This window comes from Streptomyces sp. NPDC059900 (genome assembly GCF_050270335.1).
Classification (GTDB): Bacteria; Actinomycetota; Actinomycetes; order Streptomycetales; family Streptomycetaceae; genus Streptomyces.
Window position 1 is genome coordinate 1 of the sequence record NZ_JBNNJZ010001162.1, and the last position, 1,083, is coordinate 1,083.

Here is a 1,083-nt window from a genome sequence, read left to right on the forward strand (position 1 = left end):
GGGCATGAGGGCCTCGGAAGAGGGGGCGGCTCGCCCCGCGGTCCGGGTGCGGCCCCTCGGTTCCGGCCGCGGCGGTGCGCCCGGCGCGGGGGAAGGGTCGGTGAAGGTGGTCATCGGACCTTCCAGCGTAGGCGCAGCCGCCGCCGCTTCCCTCAACCGAAAGGTTGATCGTGGGCTACCCCCTTCGATTCGGGTGAAGCGTGCTGTGGCGCGATGCCGTGGGGGTGCGCGCGGACAGAGGGTGGGGGCATGTTCGTCGCATGGAGAGACCTTCGGTTCGCCAAGGGGCGGTTCGCCCTGATGGGAGCCGTCGTCGTGCTCATCACTCTGCTCGTGGGGCTCCTTTCCGGCCTCACGGCCGGGCTCGCCAGGGAGAACACCTCCGCGATCACCGGCCTGCCCGCCGACCGCCTCGCCTTCGCCGCCCCGCCGCCCGGCCAGTCCGCCTCCTTCACCAGTTCGCAGCTGGACCAGCGCGCCTGGGAGACCTGGGCGGAACGGCCCGGCGTACGCTCCGCCGAGCCCATCGGCATCAGCACCCTCAACGCCACCGCCGGTGACCGCTCGGCCGCCGTGTCCGCCTTCGGCGTGGAGCCGGACTCCGGGATCGCGCCGGAGGGCGTCGCGCCGGGCGAGGCCGTGCTCTCCGAGAAGGCCGCGGCGGACCTCGGCGTCGATGCCGGGGACACGGTGCGGCTGGGCGGGAGTGGGGTGGAGGAGCGGGTGGCGCGGGTCGCGTCGGACGCCTCGTACAGCCATACGCCCGTCGTGTGGACCGCGCTCGACGACTGGCAGGGCCTCGGCCACCGGGGCACGTCGGCGGACGACCAGGCCACGGTCATCGCGCTGCGGACCGGCGGCGACGTCGACTTCGCCGCCGGCGACAAGGCGGCGGGCACGGAGACCAGATCCCTCGACGACGCGCTCACGGCGATCGGCTCCTACCAGGCGGAGAACGGTTCGCTTCAGCTCATGCGCGGTTTCCTCTTCGTCATCTCCGCGCTCGTCATAGGGGCGTTCTTCACGGTGTGGACGATTCAGCGCGCCGGTGACATCGCGGTGCTCAAGGCCCTTGGCGCGTCC

The 1,083-nt window shown here is 72.8% G+C and carries 1 protein-coding gene; it reads left to right on the forward strand.

The window, feature by feature from the left end:
* Nucleotides 1-249: 249 nt before the first annotated feature.
* Nucleotides 250-1,083: ABC transporter permease (locus tag ACQKIP_RS48060; protein ID WP_427745941.1), on the forward strand; the 834-nt coding region annotated here is incomplete at its 3' end.